Raw genomic sequence first — 20,758 nt, forward strand, 5'->3', positions numbered from 1 at the left:
CCTTCGCGCTCGGCCTGCTGGCGCACGAGTCACTAAACGTTCGATGATCGATCTTTCAAGTTTGTCAATCGATCAAATTGCGGGTTTTTACTTATCCATTCGGCCCCCGCCGCCGCGCCGGACGCGGGCACACTTCCGCCCATGAACAGCACCAGCCCCGACGACTCGACGCCGCCCGCCGGCCTGGACAAGCGCGACTGGATCGCCGGGCTGGAGCGCGGCGTGAGCATCATCGAGGCCTTCGACGACGCCAACCCGCGCCTCACGGCCAGCCAGGCCGGCCAGCGCACGAACATGACGCGCACCGCCGCGCGGCGCTACCTGCTCACCCTGCAGCACATGGGCTACGTGGCCAGCGACGGCAAGCTGTTCTGGCTCACACCGCGCGTATTGCGCCTGGGGCAGTCGTACCTTGAATCGGCGCGGCTGCCGCGCGTGGTGCAGCCGTTTCTGCAGCGCGTGGCGGCGGGCACCAACGAGATCGCCTACCTCAGCGTGATGGACGGCGACGAGGTCGTCTACATCGCGCGCAACGGCCCCAACCGCAGCATGAGCACCGGCTACGTGCTCGGTGCGCGCGTGCCGGCGCAGGTCACGGCCTCGGGCATGCTGATGCTGGCGCTGCGCAGCGACGCCGAGCTGAACGACTGGCTGGCGACGCGCCAGCTCACGGTGTTCACCTCGCACACCATCGCGAGCATGGAGCGCATGAAGCTCGAACTGGCACGCATCCGCGCCCAGGGCTGGGCGCTGTCGGAGCAGCAGCTCGACCTGAACTCGCGCGGCATCGCCGTGCCGCTGCGCGACCGCCACGGCACGCTGGTGGGCGCGCTCAACATCACGATGCCGATGGGCCACGAGAGTTCGGAAGACGCGGTGGCCCGCGTGCTGCCGGTGCTGCGCGAGACGGCGCAGGCGATGCGCAACCTGATCTGAGGCACTGACAGCATTCCGACAGCATCCGCCCGGCAGGATGCGGGCTTCCATCCAAAAAATACTGGAGACAAGCCATGTCCGACCGCTTCCCCACCGCCGTTCCCCTGAGCCGCCGCCACTGGCTGCAAGCCGGCGGCGCCCTCACCCTCGGCGGCCTGCTGCCTTCGATGGCCTCGGCGCAAGACGCCTGGCCCAGCAAGTCGATCCGCTTCGTCGTGCCCTTCGCGCCGGGCGGCAGCTCGGAGATCGTGGCGCGCTCCACCGCCGCCGAACTGTCGCGCACGCTGGGCCAGAGCGTGTTCGTGGACAACAAGCCCGGCGCGGCCGGCAACATCGCCATGAGCGAAGTCGCGCGCGCCACCGACCAGCACACGCTGATCCTCGGCCACATCGGCACGCTGGCGGTGAACCCCTACATCTTCGCCAAGCTGCCGTACGACGCGAACAAGGACTTCAAGCCCGTGAGCCTGCTGGCCAAGGTGCCCAGCCTGTACGTGGTGCACCCCGACGTGCCGGCGAAGAACCTCAAGGAATTCATCGCCTATGCCAAGAGCAAGCCCGGCAAGCTGAGCTACGGCTCGGCCGGCAACGGCAGCGCCGGCCACCTGGCCTTCGAATACCTGAAGATGACGGCCGACGTGTTCATGCTGCACGTGCCCTACCGCGGCACCGGCCCGATGGTGACCGACCTGCTCTCGGGCCGGCTCGATGCCTCGGCCATCGGCGCGGCGGCGATCATTCCGTTCATCAAGGCCGGCAAGGTGCGCTGCATCGCGACCGGCTCGGCCAAGCGCCTGGCGCAGCTGCCCGACGTGCCGACCGTGGCCGAGCAAGGCTTCCCCGGCTTCGAGATGACGCAGTGGTACGGCATGCTCGCGCCGGCCAGCATCACGCCCGCGCAGATGGCCAAGCTCTCGGCCGAGACCATGAAGGCCGTGAAGTCGCCCGACTCGATGCAGCGCCTCACGGCCGATGCGGCGGAGGCCGTGGGCGGCACACCGGAGCAGTTCGCGCAGTTCATCACCGCAGAACAGAACCGCTGGCAGAAGGTGATCGCAAGGGCAAACATCAAGCCTGATTGAGGCAGGCAGGCCCTAGCATCGGCGCCATGCGCATCCTGCTGGCCGAAGACGAACACACCCTGGGCACCTGGCTCTGCAAGGCGCTGGAGCATGCAGGCATCCAGGTCGAATGGGTGGACGACGGCCGGCTGGCCGACCGGGCGCTGCAGCAGCGCGACCACGACGCGCTGGTGCTCGACCTGGGCCTGCCCGGCATGGACGGCCACACGGTGCTGCAGCGGCTGCGCGAACGCGACCAGCGGCTGCCGGCGCTGATCCTCACGGCGCGCGATTCGCTGGACGAACGTGTCGCGTCGCTCAACGCAGGCGCCGACGACTTCCTCGCCAAGCCCTTCGCCTTGGCCGAGCTCGAAGCGCGGCTGCACGCGCTGGTGCGCCGCGCGCGCGGCGTGGAGCATCCGCGCCTGGCCTGCGGGCCGCTGGTATACGACGGCGCACGCCGGCAGTTCACGCTGGGCGGCGAAGCGCTCGCGCTGTCGCCGCGCGAACAGGCGGTGCTGCGCGCGCTGGTGCAGCGCAGCGGCGAACCGCTGTCGAAGCAGCAGATCCTCGATCGCGTGTTCTCCGACGACGACGAGGTGCACCTCGAAGCCATCGAGGTGCTGGTGTACCGGCTGCGCAAGCGGCTCGACGGCAGCGGCGTGCGCATCGTCACGCTGCGCGGCCTGGGCTACGTGCTGGAAGCGGACTGAGTGAGCGCGCTGCGCCGCTTCACCGACCGCCTGCGCCGCACCAGCCTGTGGCAGCGGCTCGCGCTGCTGCTGTTCCCCGCCCTGCTGCTGGTGACGGGCATCGAGCTGTGGATGACGCGGCACGACGCACTGGCCGCCGCCAACGCGGCGTACGACCGCTCGCTGCTCGGCGCGCTCAAGTCGATCGACGCGAACATCTCCACGGCCTCGGGCGGGCTGTCGGTCGAACTGCCGTACACGATGTTCGAGTTCTTCGAGCTCACGGCCAGCGGGCAGGTGTTCTTTCGCGTCGCGACCTCGGACGGGCTGGTGGAACTGGGCAGCGCCGACCTGCCCGCGCCGCCCGTCGAGCCGCCGATGGGCGTGCCGGCCTTCTACGACGCCACCTACTTCGGCGAGGCCGTGCGGCTCGCGGCCTACCGGCGCGACCTGGACCGCGCGCCGGCCGGCAGCACCGGGCGCAGCGTGCTGATCCAGGTCGGCGAGAGCACGCGCTCGCGCCAGGAGTTCACGAGCCGCTTCGTGCGCAGCGCCGCGCTGCGCGACGGGCTGATCCTCGCGATGCTGTTGTGCGGCACCGCGCTGGCACTGGCGGCGGCGCTGCGCCCGCTGTCGCGGCTGGCGCGCGAGGTGCAGGCACGCACGCCCGACGACCTCACGCGCATCGCCGAGACCGATCTGCCCGCCGAGGTGCGCCCGCTGGTCGCCGCCGTGAACCAGCAGATGGCGCGCACGCAGGAACTGGTCGCACAACAACGGCAGTTTCTGGACGACGCCTCGCACCAGCTGCGCACGCACCTGACCACGCTGCAGATGCAGGCCGACTACGCGCGCCGCGAGGACGACCCCGCGCAGGTGCGCGCCGCGCTCGACGCGCTCGGCGCCGAGATCGGCCGTGCCACGCGCAGCGCGCAGCAGCTGCTGGCGCTGGGCCGTAGCGACACCGTGGCCGTGGCACCCGCCGAATTCGACACCGCCGAGCTGCTGCGCGAAGTGGCGGTCGACCTGCTGCCGCTGGCGCGCGCCAAGCGCATCGACCTGGGCATCCATGCGCCCTCACCCGACCTGCACGCGGTGGGCGATCGCGGCCTGCTGCGCGAGGCGCTGAGCAACCTCGTGGCCAATGCCATCGCCTACACGCCGGCGGCCGGCACCATCACGCTCTTCGCGGCCGGCGACGCCGCGGGCTGGAGCCTCAACGTGGAGGACGACGGCCCCGGCCTGAGCGAGGACGAACGCGCCACCTTGGGCCAGCGCTTTCGGCGCGGCACGCGCGCGGACCAGGGCGGCTTCGGGCTCGGCCTGGCGATCGTGCGTTCCATCGCGCAGCGGCACCGCGGCGACTTGCGGCTCGAAGCACGCGGCGCGGGGCCGGGCCTGCATGCCATCATCTGGTGGCCCCGGCCGGCGGGGTGAACCGCCGCCCTCCTTCTTCTTCGATGCCACGCCCCCTCGCCTTCACCCGTCGCCATGTGCTGCGCGCGCTGTCCGCGTGGCTCACGCCTGTCGCGCTGCAGGCGACGGCGGCCGCGGGCGATGCGTCCGAAGGCCCGGCGGAATGCGTGATTCCCGCCAAGGCCGGCGGCGGCTTCGCGCTGACCTGCGCGCTGGCGCGCGATGCGCTGCAGGCCGTGCGCCCCGCGCGCACGCCGCTCGCGCAGCGCTACCTGCCGGGCGGCATCGGCGCGGTGGCCTTCGACCGCATCGCGAGCGGCCAGCTCGGCGGGCCGGGCACGCTGGTCGCGTTCTCCAGCGGCTCGCTGCTCAACCTCGCGCAGGGCCGCTTCGGGCCGCACCCGCCCTCGGCCGTGCGCTGGATCGCCACGCTGGGCACCGACTACGGCGTGGTCGCCGTGCACCGCGACTCGCCCTACCGCCGTTTGCAGGACCTGATCGCCGCGCTGCGCCAGGACCCGTCGCGCGTGGTCTTCGGCGCGGGCGGCACGGTCGGCAGCCAGGACTGGGTGAAGGCCGCACTGCTGGTGCGCGCGGCCGGCGGCGCGCCGAAGGCGATGCGCTTCGTCTCCTTCGAAGGCGGCGGCGATGCGCTGGGCGCGCTGCAGGGCAAGCACGTCGACGCGTTCCCCGGCGACGCCGCCGAGGCGCTGCAGGCCATCGCCGGCGGCGCGCCGCTGCGCCTGCTCGCGGTGCTGTCCGAAACGCGGCTGGGCGGCGCGCTCACCGGCGTGCCCACCGCGCGCGAGCAAGGCGCGGACATCGTCTGGCCGACCGTGCGCGGCGTCTACCTGAGCGCCAACGTGCCCAACGCCGCCGTGCGCGCCTGGACCGCCGCCTTCGCCGAGGCCACGGCCGCACCGGGCTACGCAGCGCTGCGCGAGCGGCATGGCCTTTATCCTTTCGTGCTCACCGGCGCCGCGCTCGACGACTACGTGCAGGCGCGCATCAAGGCCTACCAGGCACTGGCCGACGAGCTCGGCCTGCGGCGCTGGAAGCCTTGACCTCATCCAATCTCCATGACCGAAGACGACATCACCCAACACCTCATCGACATGCTCGGCGGCGGCCATTTCGAAGTGGCCGACGACAACACCTTCTTCTTCCACGGCGCGGACAACAAGTTCCCCTTCGCCACGATCGTGACGAAGGACAACGAGTTCGACAGCGCCTCGAAACTGAACCGCCCCGGCTTGTTCCGCCTGAACGTCGGCGTGGGCAAGGAAAGCTTTCGCGCGCTGTTCGGCGAGCAGCCGCCAATTGACGTCGACTACACCGCGCTCGACCGGCTGATGCCGCACCCGGTGTACGCCAAGATGTATTGGGTGAGCGTGATCAACCCGAGCGCCGCGACCTTCGAGACCGTGAAGCCGCTGCTGACGGAGGCGCGCAACCTGCTGATCGCGCGAGACAAGAGCGCATAGACCGGCCCCAAACACCCGACCATATGAAACGCATACAATTCATATACGTTTCATACAGAGGTGGCCCATGGGCATCGTCAAGATTTCAGACCTGATGCACGAGAACCTGCGCGTGGCGGGCAACGCCCTCAGCCGGTCGATCAATGCGCAGGCAGAGCACTGGATGCGGGTCGGCATGCTGACCGAGATGCATCCCGACCTCGACTACCGGGAGGTCTGTCAGCTGCTGATCCAGGCCGAGCTTTCAGGCGGGCTGGACATTGCCGCGACAGTCACTGCGGCGCCACCCGGCAAGCCCCGCGCCCCCGCGAACGGCAAGCAGCACTGATGGCACACGACGTTCCACTCAAGTCCGCCGAAGAGCTGGTGATGGCGCGGCGGGCCGCCCAGTTGGCTGCCGAGGTCCTGGCGATGATCGAGCCCCATGTCGTGCCCGGCGTGAGCACCGAAGCGCTCGACCGCCTCTGCCACGCGCACATCGTGAAGGTGCAAGGCGCCATTCCCGCCAACGTGGGCTACCTGGGCTATCCGAAGACCATCCTCACCTCGGTGAACCAGGTGGTGTGCCACGGCATTCCCTCGGCCGACAAGATCCTGAAGGCGGGCGACATCGTCAACATCGACGTCGCCGTCAACAAGGACGGCTGGTTCGGCGACACCAGCCGCATGTTCTTCGTCGGTGCGCCCAGCGTGCTGGCGCGCCGGCTGGTGGAGACGACCTACGAAGCCCTGTGCGCCGGCATCCGGCAGGTGAAGCCCGGCGCGACGCTGGGCGACGTGGGCCACGCCATCCAGTCGGTCGCACAGCGCGAGCACTTCAGCGTGGTGCGCGAATACTGCGGGCACGGCATCGGCCGCATCTACCACGACGAACCGCAGGTGCTGCACTTCGGGCGGCGTGGGGCGGGCCTCGTGCTCGAGCCGGGCATGGTCTTCACCATCGAGCCGATGCTCAACGCGGGCCGCGCCGAAACGAAGCAGCTGGCCGACGGCTGGACCGTCGTGACCAAGGACCGCTCGCTGTCCGCGCAGTGGGAGCACATGGTGGCGGTCACGGCCGGCGGCTACGAGGTGCTGACGGCCTGGCCGGACGGCACGGGGACTTACGCGCCGATCTGATGCGCAGCCCGGCTCCCGGGGTGATGGCGATTTTTCAGTAGGTCACGGTGACCGTGATCGTGTCGCTGTAGCTGCCCGGCGTCACATTGGTCTGGGCCGGCACCCGCCCATAGACCGGAATGCTGCTGCCGGGGTTGCCGCTGCCGTCGACCGTGTCCGTGCCGACGGTGTTGCCCCAGCGCAGCGAACGCGCGGCATCGCGGTAGAGCTCGTACTGGATGTAGTCACCGGTGCCGCCCGCCATGCGCCGCTGCGTCCCTGCCACGTTCACGCCATTGCTCAGTCCCACCTTCCAGGCGGTGCTGGGCGGGCAGGCCATCGTGATGGCGGCCGTGCCGTTGACCGCGGCGCTGAGCGAGCTGGCACTGCCGAAGTCCAGATCGGTGGCCGCCACGCTGACGGTGCAGGCGTTGGAATAGAGGGCCGTGACCTGCGTGTAGAAGTTCGTCCTGCCGACGTACTTGGCCGAACTCGCGGTGCAGCTGTCGGGCGCGTTGCCGCTCTTCATGCCCCAGACGACCTCGGAGTTGTAGATGTTGGCCTGGTAGCTGCCTGCCGCCAGCGATTGCCCGGACGGCACGCGGCCATACAGCGGGATGTTCAACGCGACGTTGCCGCCGCTGGCCGGCAGCACGAAGGTGCCACCCGCGCTGGCGTAGGTGCCGCCGCCCGGCGGCGGGCCGACGATGCCGCTGCGGGCCGCGTCGGCGTAGATGTTGTAGGCCATCTGCGAACCGTTCCAGTTGGTCATGTAGCGCGGGGCGTAGCCGGCGATCTCGTTGCCCTGGGAGACGTACACGCAGTAGCTCAAGTACATGGTCTGGCCGGTGTCGTTCTGGCAGGCGAAGCCGACCGTGGCGGTGGTGTCCGTCGCCGCCGACGCCGTGACGGTGCCGAAAGCGAAGCTGGGCTGGCTGGCGACCCAGCAGCTCGGGTCGGCATGCGCCGCGCCCATGCCCAGCAGCCACGAGAGCGCCAGCGCCAGTTTCACGAATCTCAACGTCCACATGTCAACCGCTCTTTCTGCAAACCACCCCCCTCGGGACGCCGCCAGTCGAACTGCGCCCGGCACACCGCGCCGTCGGGCGCGCGCACGGCCAGCGTGTTGCGCACGTCGAGCGTGTCCAGGTACACCCAGCCGTCGTAGCCCACCACCGCACCACCGCCGTCCTGGCCGTTCACCTGCACGCGGCTGCCCAGCGGCAACGGCTGGCCCTGCGCGTCGGTCAGTGCCACGTGGGCGGCCCGCACGGGCGTGATGCCGAAATGCGCCCGTGCGCCCGACCGGCCGGCCGGGGTGATGAGGCTCTCGGCACGCTCGATGCGCACGTCGGCGGGCAGGTCCATCGGGTCGATCGCCAGCTTGTTGTTCTGGTAGGCGTTCACCGGCACGACCAGCAGCAGCCCGCGCGAATTGGTCTGCCCCACCGGTCGATTCTCGAGCTTCACGGGCACGCCGGCCACGCCGTCGGTGTCCACCACCGCAAAGGCGTCGTCGATGCGCCGCGCGGCCAGCACCCCGCCGCCCATCAGCACCAGCGCACCGCTGGCGCCGGCGTAGGCGTAGCGGCTGGCGCGGCCACCGCCCATCTCGCTCACGCCGGCCTGCACGCGGCCGTAGGGGCCCAGGTAGTTGATTTCGGCCTGCCCGCCGGTCGTGCCGCCGCCCGTGCGCGCGGTGGCACGCCAGCCCCAGCCGCCGTCGCCGAGGGGGGAGTGCTGCGCACTGATAGTGCCCACGGTGCCCTGGTCGCCGCTGCGCTGCACGCCGGCGCTCACGCTGGTCTGCGCGTCCCACGACCAGCTCAGGCCGACGAAGATGCCGCGGTCGCTGCGCTTGTCCAGGTTCTGGTTCATGCCCACCGAGACCGAGGTCGTGCGCCCGATCGAACGGAACCAGTTCACGCTGGCGTAGCGCGACGCGTTCTGCCCCACCGGCCGCAGGTAGAGGTAGCTGACGCTGACGTTGCCCAGGCCGCCCATGTCATAGCCCACGCTCGCGCTGGCGCTGCCCTTGGCCGGTGCCGAGCCGTAGGCCGTGGCCACGTCGCGGTAGTCGCCCTGGGTGCGCGTGCCGTTCAGGCCCACCGACAGGCGCTCCTGCCGCCACAGGTAGCCCAGGCTGGTCTGCGTGCCGCTGCGGCTGCCGCCGGGGGCGTCGGCGTCATGCCGGCTGCCTGCAAGCGCCGCCGACAGCGTGCCCGCCGCGCCCAGTTGCCACACGCCGCCGGCGCCGGCCAGCGCCAGGCCGCGTGTCACTTCGCCATGCGCTTCCACCGTGAAGCTGTCGCTGAGGCCGCGGCGCCAGGTGCCGGTCAGCACCGGCTGCTTGCCGTAGTCGAAGGAGCGCAGGCCGTAGTTGCGACGCACCACGCCCAGGTCCACCGTCCAGTCGCTCAACCCGGGCGCCAGCAGGCGGCTGCTGTCGAAGAGAGAAAAGCTCAGCGTGGCGGCGCGCCCCAGCGCGTCGGTCACCACCACCTGCGCCGTGCCCGTGCTGTTGATGCGCGGCAGCGCGTTGAGCTGGAAAGGCCCCGCCGGCACCTGGCCGCTGTACTGGCGGATGCCGTCGATGAACAGTTCCACGTCCGAAGGCATCGTGGCCGAGCCGATGAAGCTGGGCAGCGGCGCGGTCTGCCGGTAGGGCTGCAGGCCGAAGTCGCGCGACAGCTGGATGCCGCCGATGCGCGTGGCGCGCGACCAGGGCACGGCGCCGGTGAGCGTGTCGCCCACGCGCAGGGTGAGCATCCTGTCGGGGAAGGCCATGCTCCAGGTGCTGTCCATGCGCACGGACTGGTCCTTCCAGCCCTGGGTGTCGTGCGTGCGCTGCATCAGCCACGTGGTGCTGAGCACGCTGGCGCCACGAAAGGCGCGCAGCTCGCCGAAGGCGCTCAGGCTGGCACTGCCGCCCTTGCCCTGGGTGCCATAGAGGTCGTAGTTCAGCAGCAGGCCGGTGGACGTGCTCAGGGGCTGCGCGGTGACGGCCGCCTGCCCCACCGTGGCCGTGGGCAGCTGCAGCATCGCCAGCGGCGCGGTCAGGCTCAGTTGCTGGCGCGCGGCGTCGTAGTCGGCCACCAGCCCGGGCAGGTCGCGCAGGGGCAGCCATTCGGCGCCGTTGTCGGGCAGGGAGAAACTCAGTTCGCGCAGCACCGCGCGGGAGGCCGACAAGGCCCCGGCCTGCAGGCGAAACGGGTGCAGCCCGCGGGCCATGCCGTTGAGGCTGACCTCCAGGTACAGCGTCATGGCCCCCGGCACGGACTGCGCGGCGGGCGCTGCGTGGGCGGGGAGCGTGGTCAGGGCCAGCGCAAACGGAGCCAGCAAGGCCCTCGCAGCGAACCCGGCCCGCTCAGCGCGCCAGCGGCGCGAGGTTGGCGTCCGTCGTTCTGCCATCGATCATGACCTGCCAGCGACCCGCGCCAGCCAGGGCGGCGGGCGACGTCTTCAGCGGCCAGCGCATGGTGGCGCCGGGCAGCACGTAGCCCAGCAAGCCGGTGTAGGCGGCGACGGCGCGGCCGTCCGCGCCGGTGAACACGAGGTCCGCCAGCTGGGCATGCACCCCGCCGCTGTTGCTGACTTCCAGCACGGCCTTGCCGTCCTCGCGCCGCAGGCTCCAGCGCAACTGCGCGGGGGCCGGCTCCGCGCCCGCCGGGGACACGAAGATGGGCAGCGAGTGCCGCATCACGAAGTTCAGGTTGCTCTTTTTGCCGTCCGTCGCGGTACCCGCCGCCTGGGGCACGGGCAGCTCATCCACCAGCACGCGGTAGGCCTCTTCCGCCGGGCCCGCGGGCGGCGGGCCGTTGCGGATCACGCGCACCAGTTGCCGCCCGTCGGTGGGCAGCTGCAGCATGGGCGGGCTGACGACCAGTCCGTCCGCCGGCTCCATGCGGTCCTGCCCGTCGACCTGCGTCCAGCGGAACACGCGAATCTGCGCGTCCAGCGGCGCGGCTCCCGTGTTGCTCAGCCAGAGCCCGTCGCCCTGCCGGGTTGGCGCCAGGGTCAGGGTGACGGGCGAGACCTGCAGGCCGGCCGCCTGGACCGCACCGCCGCCAAGCAGGCATGCGCCCCACAGTCCGAGGATGGCAAGTGCACGTCTCACGATTCAGTACGGGTACGGGCTCAGTACGTGACCGTCACCGTGACGGTGTCGGCGTAGCTGTCCGGCGTGAAGTTGGCGTTGGTGTTCTTGGCGTAGACCGTGTGCGTGATCGCCGCACCGGTGCCCGTGCCGCCGACCACATTGGCGCCGGTGCCGGTGGTGTTGCCCCACACGGTGCTGTTGCCCGCGTTGGAGTACAGCGCGTAGGGCACCTTGTCGGTGTTGGTGGCCGAGTTGGCGACGGACGACATGGCACCCGTGCCGTCGGTGGTGCCGCCGTTGGTGGACGAAGGCAGCAGGCCGACGGTGTAGGGCGTGGTCTTGGAGCAGGTGACCGAGATGGTGTTGTTGCCCGTCTGGTTGGTGGCGGTGGGCTGCACGGTGGTGCCCAGGCTGATGTCGGAGGCGCTGCCGGCCGTCACCGCGCAGCTGCGCACGATGGTCATCTTGACCTGAAAGCTGGCACCGGCGGTGTCAGCCAGGGCCGAACCGGATGCAAAAACGAGGGTGGCGGTGGCCGCCGCGGCGACTGCGAGCTTGAGCATGAAGGCACTCCAAATGTAATCAATAAGACCTGACAGGTCGGTATTTTGTAATCATTTTGAATACGTTTTGACTACAAAGTGGCGCAAGGATGCCCCACAACCGGCCCGTTTGCCCTCGGATTCATGGCGCCTCGGCTCAAGTTTCGTGATCTAGTTCTCGTAACAATTGGAAAACTGTTTGCATTGTTTACATTTCCACCACAGTCAAGACGCCCCTGCCTCCGCGAAGTGGAGGCCTTGGTGCGGTCGATAGCGGGTGGGGAAGTGGTCGCAACAAGCGCAGGGCTTGGTGGCGCCTGAGGCTGGGCAGCCTCAGGAAGTCGATGCGGGCCGGCTCAAAGCGTTGCCCGGACCCGCCCGGGCGCAGGCGGCAGGGAGTCGCCCTGCCCCCTCGTCAGCCTCAGGCCTTGGCCAGCCGCCGCCGCGCCTTCACCGCCGACGCCAGCCCCTCGAGCACCGGCACCGTCTGCGCAAAGCCGATGCAGGCATCGGTGATCGACACGCCGTGCTTCAGCGGCACACCGGGCTTCAGGTCCTGCCGGCCTTCCTCGAGGTGGCTCTCGATCATGATCCCGGTGATGCGCCGCTCGCCGCCCGCGATCTGCGCGGCCACGTCTTCGGCCACCACGATCTGGCGCTGGTGCTGCTTGCTGCTGTTGCCGTGCGAGACGTCGATCATCACCTGGGGGCGCAGGCCGTTGGCCAGCAGCGCCTCGCAGCTCGAAGCGACATCCGCCGCCGAATAGTTGGGCGCCTTGCCGCCGCGCAGGATCACGTGGCAGTCGTCGTTGCCGCGCGTCTCGAAGATCGCGGCCATGCCCATCTTGGTCATGCCCATGAAGGCATGCGGCGCACGCGCCGCGAGGATGGCGTCGGCCGCCACCTTCACGCTGCCGTCGGTGCCGTTCTTGAAACCGACCGGGCAGCTCAGGCCCGAGGCCAGCTGGCGATGGCTCTGGCTCTCGGTGGTGCGCGCGCCGATGGCGCCCCAGGCGATCAGGTCGGCAATGAACTGCGGGCTCAGCAGGTCGAGGAACTCGGTGCCGGTCGGCAGGCCCAGCGTGGTCAGCTCCAGCAGCAGGCGCCGCGCGCGCTCCAGGCCTTCGTTGATGGCGAAGCTGCCGTCCAGGTGCGGGTCGTTGATGTAGCCCTTCCAGCCGACGGTGGTGCGCGGCTTCTCGAAGTAGGCGCGCATGACGATGAGCAGGTCGTCCTGCAGCGAATCGGCAACCTTCTTCAGGCGCTGCGCGTACTCGATGGCCTGGTCGTGGTCGTGGATGGAGCACGGGCCGACCACCACGACCAGCCGGTCGTCGCGGCCGTGCAGCACGTCGGCGATGGCCGCGCGACTGCCTTCGACCAGAGCGAGCGTGTTGTCGCGCACGGGCACGCGCTCCTGCAGCAGCGCGGGGGTCATGAGGGGACGCACGGCGCCGATGCGCACGTCGTCGATGCGGGTGGTGTCGAGGGTGCTGTCGCGGGAGCCGACTTCGGCGTCGTGGCGGGGGTCGTCGAGGCGGGACATGATCGTGGAATGCTGTGATGTCGAGGGGGTTGCTTCGATTGTCCCCCAGCGCGCCCTCCTCCCCGGCTCAGGCCGCCTTCAGAAACTCATCGGGGTCCGACGCGGCCTGCATCGGCAGCTGGCCTCACGGAACCCAAGCTAGGCGATCACGCCGACGAACGCGACAGCGTCGCCAACTTCTTCCTCGCGCTCTGCAAGAGGCCGACCTTCTCGACGGGCAGCGGCGCCTTCGTATCCCCGGGCTTGATGATCTCGAGCGCCGCGGGTTTCGGCATGAGCGCATCGCGCGGCGTGAGGCCGTTGAACTTCGCGTTCGAGATGACGTGCACCTTCAGGTGACGGTGGATGTTCTTCGAGAGCTTCCGGCAGGCGGCCGCCAGGGTGGCTTCGTCGGGCATCGACTGGCCGTGCACGACGAGCAGCTCCAGGGTGCCGTCTTCGTCCTCTGCGAGCACGAAGGCGCGCACGACCGAGGCCTTGAACTTGCCGCGCAACATCGCGCGAACCGGCTCGGCCGCGGCGAACGACTTGAGGGCGATGTTGCGCAGTTCGTCGTGGAAGATGAACGCGCGGTCGATCGAGAAGGTCTCGGCCTCCTCGGCCTTCGGCTTTTGCTTCTTCAGGATGCCGCTGCCGACGAGGTGCGCCAGGGTGCGCTCCGCATCGGCGGGGTCGAGCTTCGAGCGATGGGCCAGCTCGCTGGAAGACAGGGGTTGTTGGGGCGCCGCGTAGGCGACCATCAAGAGCTTTTGCACCTCGGGGGCGAAAAGAAAATCTGCTGCACTCATTTCGCGGTTCTCAACTTCTCTGCTTCTGTGGGGTTCTCTACAAGCGGGTTGCATTATCGAGAGCGCCCTGCCTCCCGTGCGACGCGGCTTTCTCCACGGCGTTTTCGCGGCGGATTCCGTCACCGCGCATGGCGCCGGCCTACAGCGCAGCCCGTCGCTCACCGGTAAGAACGGCTGAAAACGACAAGGAGCTTCAGCCATGGACCTGAAACAGACGATCGACAAGATCAAGCAGGTGGATGCGGCGCGCGCCGACTACCCCGGCGAACACCTCGTCGTGCTCGGCGCCGGCGTGCTGCTGTTGCTGGCCGCGGGCCGCAGCCGGTCGTTCCTGATGCGAGTCGTCGCGGGCGCCGCCGGCGGCGCGCTGATCGGCCGGGCGGCGAGCGGCACCGGCGGCATCGCGAAGCTGGCCGGCGTGTTGCAGAACGGAGGCCTGGCATGGCCGCGGCGTTGAACTCACGGGCCGGCGACCCCCGGCGGTACTGGGCCCCGTGCCTGGGCGTGGCGCTGGTGGCGATGTCGCTCTTCTATGTGACCTTGAAAGACCTGGTGCATGAGAGCGCGGTGCGCGCTGCGCTCCTGACCACGGCAGTCGGTCCGGTCGAGGCCGAGCCCGACAGATCGACCGCCCGCCAAACGTTGCCGGATGCGGCGCCAAGCGCATCCTCTTCGGCACCCGTCACCCTGACGAACACGCACTTCGAGCCTCCGGTGATCGGCCCCGAAACGCAGGCCGCTAAGTCCGTTCCTGCCGTCGTCGAGGTGCACAAGTGCGTCATGCCCGAGGGCGATGCGGCCTACTCCGACGGGCCGTGCCCCGCAGGCGCACGCGCGAGCACGCTGCGATTGCCGCGCGACCTGCACGCCTCGGCGAGTCCCTGAGTTCTTGAGCGGCTCACCCCGCCTTCAAGAACACATCGTGGTCCGGCGCAAAGTTGGCGTGCAGCGGCAGCATCGCGCCGCCGAGCGCGCAGGCCTGCGCCCCCGCCCTGCCCCCATGCAGCTGCGGCGCCCACAGGCCTTCCCAGTTGCACTGCGCGAGCGCCGCGCGGGTCTGTACCAGCAATGCGTCGAGCAGCGCGCGCGACATCGAGCCGTCCATCACCACGTCGGCCAGGTCGAGCACGGCCGTGCTGCTGACGATGGCATGCGCCAGCGCGCGTGACGCGCTGCCGAGCCAGGCCTGCGTGGCAGTGGCGAACGGCGCCTCGAGCGCACGGTCGTCGTAGGCCGCCGTGGCGTCGAGGCCTTCGGCGCGCAGGCGCTGCTCCAGTTCCCACAGCGACGCCTCGGCCACCACCTGGGTCGACAGGCCTTCGGAAGGCTTCTCGGTGCGCATCGGGATCGACGCGAGCGCGCCCGCATTGCCGTGTGCACCGGTGTGCAGGTGCGAGTTGATGACCAGTCCGCCGCCCACGAAGGTGTCGACGAAGATGTACAGGAAGCTCTTGAGGTCGTGGCCGCGCCCGGTGACCAGTTCGGCCACGCAGGCCGCCACGGTATCGCGCGCAAAGCCCACGGGCACGTCGGTGCGCGCGCGCACCTCGGCCAGCAGGTCCATCTGGTTCCACTCGTCTGACTGCGCCTTCGACAGCCCCAGCGTGCGGTGCCAGCCGCCGAGCTGGAACGGTGCCGCCAGACCCGCGCCCACGTTGCGCGCGGCCAGCAGCCCGAGCCCGTCGCGCAGCCGGTGGATGTGCTCGGCGATCACGGGCAGCAGCGCCCCGGCGTCCGGAAATTCGTAGCGGATCGCGTGGTGCTCGCGCACCCGCGCCGCGAAGTCGATCAAGAGCCACTCAGCGCCGCGCCGCCCGAGCTTGACGCCGATGGCAAAGGCGCCGTCGGGGTTGAGCGCCAGCGGCACCGAGGGCTGGCCGATGCGCCCGCGCACGCGGCTTTGCTTGACGATGAGGCCGTCGTCCTCGAGCCGCGCGGTGATGAGGCCGATGGTCTGCGCGCTCAGGCCCGTGAGCCGCGCGAGGTCGGCCTTGGGCAGGCTGGTGTGCACGCGCAGCGCCTGGAGCACCACGCGCTCGTTGAACTGGCGCATGCCCACCTGGTTGGAGCCGCGCGGACGCAGCAGGGCCGACGGGCGCTCGAGGGCATCGGTATCAAGCATGCGCCTCCGCAGGCAACTGGTCGGCGGTCATGGCACCGGTCATCACGGCCACGGTGTCGCTCATGCTGATCTTCTTCGGATTGAGCACGGCCGCGCGCTTGCCCAGGCGCGCCACGTGGATGCGGTCGGCCACCTCGAACACATGCGGCATGTTGTGGCTGATGAGCACCACGGGCAGGCCGCGCTCGCGCACGCGGCGGATCAGCTCGAGCACCATGTTGCCTTCCTTCACGCCGAGCGCGGCGGTGGGCTCGTCCATGATGACCACGTGCCGCGCGAAGGCCGCGCTGCGCGCCACGGCCACGCACTGGCGCTGGCCGCCCGAGAGCGTTTCGACGGCCTGCGTCATCGATTGGATGCCGACCTTCAGGTCGGCCATGCGCGCCGTGCTTTCGAGCAGCATCTTTTTCTTGTCGAGCATGCGCAGCACATTGCCCAGGAAGCCGGGGCGGCGCAGTTCGCGGCCCAGAAAGAGGTTCTCGTAGATGGTCATCGCGGGCGCGACGGCGAGGTCCTGGTAGACCGTCTCGATGCCCGCGCGGCGCGCGTCCAGCGGGTTGCGGAAATGCACCGGCGCGCCGTCGAGCAGGATCTGGCCTTCGTCGGGCACGATGGCGCCCGACAGCGCCTTGATGAGCGACGACTTGCCCGCGCCGTTGTCTCCGATCACCGCGAGGATTTCGCCCTCGCGCAGCTCGAAGTCGACACCGTCGAGCGCGGTGACCTGGCCGTAGCGCTTCACCAGGCCCTTGGCCTGCATCACGATCTTGGGGTTGGCCACGGTGTTCATCAGCGGGCTCCCTTGCGCGAGAGTTGATCGGCCGCCACCGCCAGGATCACGAGCACGCCCGTCACCAGCACCTGGTAGATCGACGACACGCCCATCAGCGTGAGCCCGTTGCGGAACACGCCCACGATCAGCACGCCGATGAGCGAACCCAGCACGATGCCGCGCCCGCCGAAGAGGCTGGTGCCGCCGAGCACCACGGCCGTGATGGCGTCCAGGTTCTCGGTCTGGCCCGCGTTCGGGTCGCCCACGCCGGTGCGCGCCACCGACAGCAGCGAGGCGATGCCGTAGAACACGCCCGCCGCCACGTACACCGCGAGCAGCACGCGCTGCGTGGGAATGCCCACCAGCCGCGTGGCTTCGGCGTTGTTGCCGATCGCGTAGACATGCCGGCCAGCCGCCGTCTCGCGCAGCACGAACCACGCGAGCGCATAGAGCGCGAGCATGAGCACCGACCCCCACGCCACCTCGGCGCTGCCGATGGTGAAGGTGGTGCCCAGGCCCGTGAGGCCGGCGGGCAGGTCGGTGATGGTCTGCGACGACGAATACAGCTGCGTGATCGCGAACGCGATGTTCAGCGTGCCCAGCGTCACGATGAAGGGCGGCAGCTTGATGCGCGTGACCAGGAGGCCATTGAGCAGGCCGAACAGCGTCGTCACGCCGATGCCGCACAGGATGGCCACCGGCACCGGCATGCCGAGTTCGGTGGCGAACTTCGTCATGATGATCCCGCCCAGCGCCATCACCATGCCGCACGACAGGTCGATGCCGGCCGTGAGGATGATCAGCGTCTGGCCGATGGCGATCACGCCCACCACCATCACCTGCTGCAGGATCAGCGACAGGTTGCCGCCCGTGAGAAAACGCTCGGACTGCGTCGCAAAGAAGATGCAGGCGCCGAGCAGGGCCAGCCACGGCCCGAGGGCGCCCCACGGGATGTGGTGCGTCGGAGATTTCGCCATCGGTGTGCCTCCCTATAGACCGGGGCCGTTTACTTCTTGCCCCAGCACAGCTCGGTGCCGGTCTTGGTGTCCTTGCTGTCGACGCCGGCCACGCTCTTGCCGGCGATGAGCGTCACGCCGGTGTCGACGTAGCCCGAGGCCTTCTTGCCGGTCTTGGCGAATTCGACGCCTGCGGCCACGCCCATGGCGGCCATCTTCAGCGGGTACTGCTGCGAGGTTGCGGCAATGATGCCGGCAGCCGTGTCCTTGATGCCCTGGCAGCCGCCGTCGACCGAGACGATCAGCACGCCCTTCTCCTTGCCCGCGCGCTTGAGCGCGTTGTAGGCACCGGCCGCGGCGGGCTCGTTGATGGTGTAGACCAGGTTCACGTCGGGCGCCTTCTGCAGGCAGTTCTCCATCACGGTCTGCGCCTTGGCCTGGTCGCCGAAGCTGTCGGCCATGCAGACGATCTCGGGCGACTTGGACAGCTCGTTCGACTTGGCGTCGTTGGCCGGCAGGCCGAAGCCCTTCATGAAGCCGTTGTGGCGCTGCGCGCCCACGGGGTGGCCCGGCAACAGGTCGAGCGCGACGATCTTGGGCGTCTTGCCGGCCATCGCGGCCTTGGCGTATTCGCCGATGAGCACGCCGGCCGTGTAGTTGTTGGTGGCGAAGAGCGCATCGGTGGCGTCCGGCGGATCGGCCGGGCTGTCGAGAGCGATCACCTGCACGCCCTTGTCGCGCGCCTTCTTGATCGCCGGCACGATGGCCTTGGCGTCGCTGGGCGTGATGAGGATGGTCTTGGCACCGGCGGCGATCATGTTTTCCATCGCCGTGATCTGGCCCGCGTTGTCGCCGTCGGCCTTTCCTGCCCCCGACAGCAGCTTGGCGCCGAGCTTCTTGGCCTCCTCCTGCGCGCCCTCTTTCATCTTCACGAAGAAGGGGTTGGTCTCGGTCTTGGTGACCAGGCCGATGACGGGCGGGTCGGCGGCCAGGGCCGTGGACGTGGCCGATGCGGCAAGGGCCAGGACGGCCAGGGCGGGAACGAAGCGCGGGCTGATGAACATGAGGTTGTCTCCTTCAGGGGGGCGGGCGCACAGCGCCTGCCGTGCTTGCTATGGAACCGGATGACGATCCGCCAACGAGCGGAAAGGCATTCGGACGAGGGGGACTATCGAGCAGTCGACCGACTAAATCAAGCAACTTGAGTTATCGAAAACCCGAGGCCGGACAGGTTCGTGCGGTCAGAGCTGACTGCGACGGAGGATTCCGTGCAGCGCGTAATTTGTAATTCAAACGGCCTCGTTTCTATTGCCGCTCGCTCAATTCTTTTCTGATTTTGACAATTGTCATGGATGTTGATTTATCGTCATCGAAGATGCAAAGAATCGGCAATTCGCAAAACGAAAAATAAAGTTTTCGCTGGAGCCCCACCACTCGCCAGCCGTTGATGCCAATGGATGCAGTGCTCCTTTTTTCGTTGCGATCCGCCGACCCGCTCGAATGAACAAATAACCCGGAGGGATCGCGGCACATGTTCGGCCACCTTGTGGAAATACTCAGAAACAGTCCGGAGATCGCATTGTTTCTGGTGCTGTGCATTGGCTACGCGGTAGGCCAGATCCGCTTCGGGCCGATCCAGCTGGGCGGCATCTGCGGCACGCTGATTGCCGCGCTGGTGGTCGGCCAGTTGGGCATCCGGCTCGACGACAGCGTGAAGAACGTGTTCTTCATGCTCTTCATCTTTGCGCTCGGCTACGCGGGCGGCCCGCAGTTCTTTGCCAACCTCGACGCCAAAGGCTTGCGGCTGGGCCTGCTGTGCCTGGTCGAGGTGGTGGCGGTGCTCGCGCTGGTGCTCGGCGCCACCGTGCTGCTGTCGCTCGACCGCGGCACGGCCGCCGGGTTGATGGCGGGCGCGGCCACCGAATCGGCGGTGGTGGGCACGGCGACCGACGCGATCTCGAAGCTGTCGCTCCCCGCCGCCGAGATCGCACAGTTGCAGGCCAACGTGGTCACGGCCTACTCCATCACCTACGTCTTCGGGCTGATCGCCATCGTGGTGGTCACGAGCCAGGTGTTTCCGCTGCTGCTGCGCGTGAACCTGCGCGCCGAAGCCGACAAGCTCTGGAAGACCATGGGCGGCGGCGCCGACGATCCGGACGCCGCCAGCGCCATGCCCGAGATGGTCGGGCGCGTGTTCCGCGTCACCGTGGGACGCGGCCGCTCGGTCGGCGAGCTCACGTCGATCCTCGGGCGACAGGCCAGCATCGAGCGCGTGGTGCGCGACGGCCAGAGCCTCGCGGTCGAGCCCGACTTGCACCTGCGCGTGGGCGACCAGGTGCTGGCCATCGGCCGGCGCAGCGCGCTCGTCAACGTGGGCGAGCTGCTGGGCCGCGAGTTCGCCGACACCACCGCCTTCGACACCGTGGTCGAGACCACCGAGGTCGTCGCCAACCGTCGCGAGTGGTTCGGTCGCGGGCTGCGCATGCTGGAAAACGAGTTGCCGTCCGCCGTGCAGGTGATCGGCGTGGCGCGCGACGGCCACGCCATGCCGCTCGTGAACGACCTCACGCTGCAGCGCGGCGACGTGCTCAAGCTCTACGGCCCCGCGCCCGAGGTGGCGAGCGCCATCGCGCAGGTCGGCGACCGCGTGATCGCCTCCACGCGCAGCAACATCAGCTTCGCCGCCGCGGGCATCCTGCTGGGCGTGTTCATCGGCAGCTTCAGCGCGAAGCTCGGCGGCATTCCGTTTTCGCTCGGCACCGGCGGCGGTGCGCTGCTCACCGGGCTGGCCTTCGGCTGGTACCAGTCGAAGCACCCGCACCGCCTGAGCGTGCCGGCCGACGCGCTGGCGCTCATGAAGGACCTGGGCCTGGCCACCTTCATCGCCTGCGTGGGCCTGGCCTCGGGGCCGCAGGCGCTGGCGCTGGTCCAGAAGTTCGGCGTTGCACTGCCGCTGGTGGGCATCGCCGTCGCGGTCGTGCCAGCCAGCATCTCGCTGTTCGTCGGCCACCGCCTGCTCAAGCTCGAGGCGCCCGTGTTGCTCGGCGCCATCGCCGGCCAGCAGTGCAGCACGCCCGCGCTCAGCGCCGTGCAGAACGCCGCGGGCAACGCCACGCCGCTGCTGGGCTACACGATCACCTACGCCATCTCGAACGTCGTGCTGCCGCTGATGGGCCCACTGATCGTGGCCCTGGCCGGCCTGGTGCAGCACGCGAAATAAGACAACGACCCGAGACGCTCCACGCC

21 protein-coding genes are annotated in these 20,758 nt (G+C 69.3%); 11 read left to right on the forward strand and 10 right to left on the reverse strand.

The genetic code is table 11. The annotated features are described in order from the left end of the window. Positions 1 to 141: 141 nt before the first annotated feature. The 8 genes from AC07YS_RS22975 (at position 142) to map (ending at position 6,708) form a co-directional block, all read left to right on the forward strand. Complete coding sequence (locus AC07YS_RS22975; protein ID WP_056573982.1) at positions 142 to 936, forward strand: IclR family transcriptional regulator domain-containing protein; 795 nt, start codon at positions 142 to 144, stop codon at positions 934 to 936. A gap of 74 nt (positions 937 to 1,010) precedes the next feature. Beyond that, the gene (locus tag AC07YS_RS22980; RefSeq protein ID WP_495269124.1) at positions 1,011 to 2,018 is read left to right on the forward strand and encodes a Bug family tripartite tricarboxylate transporter substrate binding protein; all 1,008 of its coding nucleotides are present in this window, start codon (positions 1,011 to 1,013) and stop codon (positions 2,016 to 2,018) included. Positions 2,019 to 2,044: 26 nt separating this feature from the next. After that, the gene (locus AC07YS_RS22985) at positions 2,045 to 2,710 is read left to right on the forward strand and encodes a response regulator (RefSeq protein ID WP_062482520.1); all 666 of its coding nucleotides are present in this window, start codon (positions 2,045 to 2,047) and stop codon (positions 2,708 to 2,710) included. Next, entirely contained in the window at positions 2,711 to 4,126 is a 1,416-nt protein-coding gene (locus AC07YS_RS22990; protein WP_495269123.1) for a sensor histidine kinase, read from the forward strand. A gap of 23 nt (positions 4,127 to 4,149) precedes the next feature. Then, positions 4,150 to 5,169: a Bug family tripartite tricarboxylate transporter substrate binding protein gene (locus tag AC07YS_RS22995; protein ID WP_495269122.1), complete on the forward strand. Its 1,020-nt coding sequence runs from the start codon at positions 4,150 to 4,152 to the stop codon at positions 5,167 to 5,169. A 15-nt stretch (positions 5,170 to 5,184) separates the two neighbouring features. Further along, complete coding sequence (locus AC07YS_RS23000) at positions 5,185 to 5,589, forward strand: DUF6194 family protein (protein ID WP_495269121.1); 405 nt, start codon at positions 5,185 to 5,187, stop codon at positions 5,587 to 5,589. A gap of 67 nt (positions 5,590 to 5,656) precedes the next feature. Next, the gene (locus tag AC07YS_RS23005) at positions 5,657 to 5,917 is read left to right on the forward strand and encodes a ParD-like family protein (protein WP_062482851.1); all 261 of its coding nucleotides are present in this window, start codon (positions 5,657 to 5,659) and stop codon (positions 5,915 to 5,917) included. Further along, entirely contained in the window at positions 5,917 to 6,708 is a 792-nt protein-coding gene (map, locus tag AC07YS_RS23010) for a type I methionyl aminopeptidase (RefSeq protein ID WP_495269120.1), read from the forward strand. The genes AC07YS_RS23005 and map overlap by 1 nt, the downstream gene beginning before the upstream one ends. Before the next feature lie 34 nt (positions 6,709 to 6,742). Here the strand turns inward: map and AC07YS_RS23015 are convergent, their stop codons facing one another. The 6 genes from AC07YS_RS23015 to AC07YS_RS23040 all read right to left on the reverse strand — a co-directional run bounded on the left by AC07YS_RS23015 (position 6,743) and on the right by AC07YS_RS23040 (position 13,662). Continuing rightward, positions 6,743 to 7,717: a Csu type fimbrial protein gene (locus AC07YS_RS23015; RefSeq protein WP_095947403.1), complete on the reverse strand. Its 975-nt coding sequence runs from the start codon at positions 7,715 to 7,717 to the stop codon at positions 6,743 to 6,745. Further along, entirely contained in the window at positions 7,705 to 10,029 is a 2,325-nt protein-coding gene (locus tag AC07YS_RS23020; RefSeq protein WP_495269119.1) for a fimbria/pilus outer membrane usher protein, read from the reverse strand. The genes AC07YS_RS23015 and AC07YS_RS23020 overlap by 13 nt, the downstream gene beginning before the upstream one ends. A 25-nt stretch (positions 10,030 to 10,054) precedes the next feature. After that, a complete protein-coding gene (locus tag AC07YS_RS23025; protein ID WP_495269118.1) occupies positions 10,055 to 10,804 on the reverse strand; it encodes a fimbrial biogenesis chaperone in 750 nt (249 codons plus the stop codon). 20 nt (positions 10,805 to 10,824) lie between these two features. Continuing rightward, positions 10,825 to 11,349, reverse strand: a complete 525-nt coding sequence (locus tag AC07YS_RS23030) for a Csu type fimbrial protein (RefSeq protein ID WP_307694065.1) — start codon at positions 11,347 to 11,349, stop codon at positions 10,825 to 10,827. A gap of 400 nt (positions 11,350 to 11,749) precedes the next feature. After that, positions 11,750 to 12,874: a 3-deoxy-7-phosphoheptulonate synthase gene (locus AC07YS_RS23035; RefSeq protein WP_139703841.1), complete on the reverse strand. Its 1,125-nt coding sequence runs from the start codon at positions 12,872 to 12,874 to the stop codon at positions 11,750 to 11,752. Between the two features lie 146 nt (positions 12,875 to 13,020). Beyond that, complete coding sequence (locus AC07YS_RS23040) at positions 13,021 to 13,662, reverse strand: hypothetical protein (RefSeq protein ID WP_495269117.1); 642 nt, start codon at positions 13,660 to 13,662, stop codon at positions 13,021 to 13,023. Between the two features lie 199 nt (positions 13,663 to 13,861). On the opposite strand from AC07YS_RS23040, the gene AC07YS_RS23045 reads away from it, so the two are divergent. Both AC07YS_RS23045 and AC07YS_RS23050 read left to right on the forward strand, forming a co-directional pair. Beyond that, the gene (locus AC07YS_RS23045; RefSeq protein WP_062475704.1) at positions 13,862 to 14,119 is read left to right on the forward strand and encodes a hypothetical protein; all 258 of its coding nucleotides are present in this window, start codon (positions 13,862 to 13,864) and stop codon (positions 14,117 to 14,119) included. After that, positions 14,104 to 14,547 carry a hypothetical protein gene (locus AC07YS_RS23050; RefSeq protein WP_495269116.1) on the forward strand — a complete coding sequence of 148 codons (444 nt, stop codon included), beginning with the start codon at positions 14,104 to 14,106 and terminating at the stop codon, positions 14,545 to 14,547. Before AC07YS_RS23045 ends, AC07YS_RS23050 begins: the two co-directional genes overlap by 16 nt. A gap of 13 nt (positions 14,548 to 14,560) precedes the next feature. Here the strand turns inward: AC07YS_RS23050 and AC07YS_RS23055 are convergent, their stop codons facing one another. The 4 genes from AC07YS_RS23055 to AC07YS_RS23070 are packed head-to-tail and all read right to left on the reverse strand — an operon-like array spanning position 14,561 to position 18,576. Next, positions 14,561 to 15,784, reverse strand: coding sequence for an ROK family transcriptional regulator (locus tag AC07YS_RS23055; RefSeq protein WP_492695492.1), 1,224 nt, complete (start codon positions 15,782 to 15,784; stop codon positions 14,561 to 14,563). After that, positions 15,777 to 16,574 (reverse strand): ATP-binding cassette domain-containing protein, encoded by a 798-nt coding sequence (locus AC07YS_RS23060; RefSeq protein ID WP_070059425.1) that lies wholly within the window; start codon positions 16,572 to 16,574, stop codon positions 15,777 to 15,779. The genes AC07YS_RS23055 and AC07YS_RS23060 overlap by 8 nt, the downstream gene beginning before the upstream one ends. Beyond that, positions 16,574 to 17,533, reverse strand: a complete 960-nt coding sequence (locus AC07YS_RS23065) for an ABC transporter permease (RefSeq protein ID WP_062475719.1) — start codon at positions 17,531 to 17,533, stop codon at positions 16,574 to 16,576. Before AC07YS_RS23065 ends, AC07YS_RS23060 begins: the two co-directional genes overlap by 1 nt. 29 nt (positions 17,534 to 17,562) lie before the next feature. Then, on the reverse strand, positions 17,563 to 18,576 hold the full coding sequence (locus AC07YS_RS23070) for a sugar ABC transporter substrate-binding protein (protein ID WP_495269115.1): 1,014 nt from the start codon (positions 18,574 to 18,576) through the stop codon (positions 17,563 to 17,565). A gap of 467 nt (positions 18,577 to 19,043) precedes the next feature. Here AC07YS_RS23070 and aspT point away from each other — a divergent pair, with 467 nt between their 5' ends. Continuing rightward, positions 19,044 to 20,732 (forward strand): aspartate-alanine antiporter, encoded by a 1,689-nt coding sequence (gene aspT / locus AC07YS_RS23075; RefSeq protein WP_495269114.1) that lies wholly within the window; start codon positions 19,044 to 19,046, stop codon positions 20,730 to 20,732. Positions 20,733 to 20,758 lie beyond the last annotated feature (26 nt).

Source organism: Variovorax sp. GW458-11-26-14-LB1, assembly GCF_059423965.1.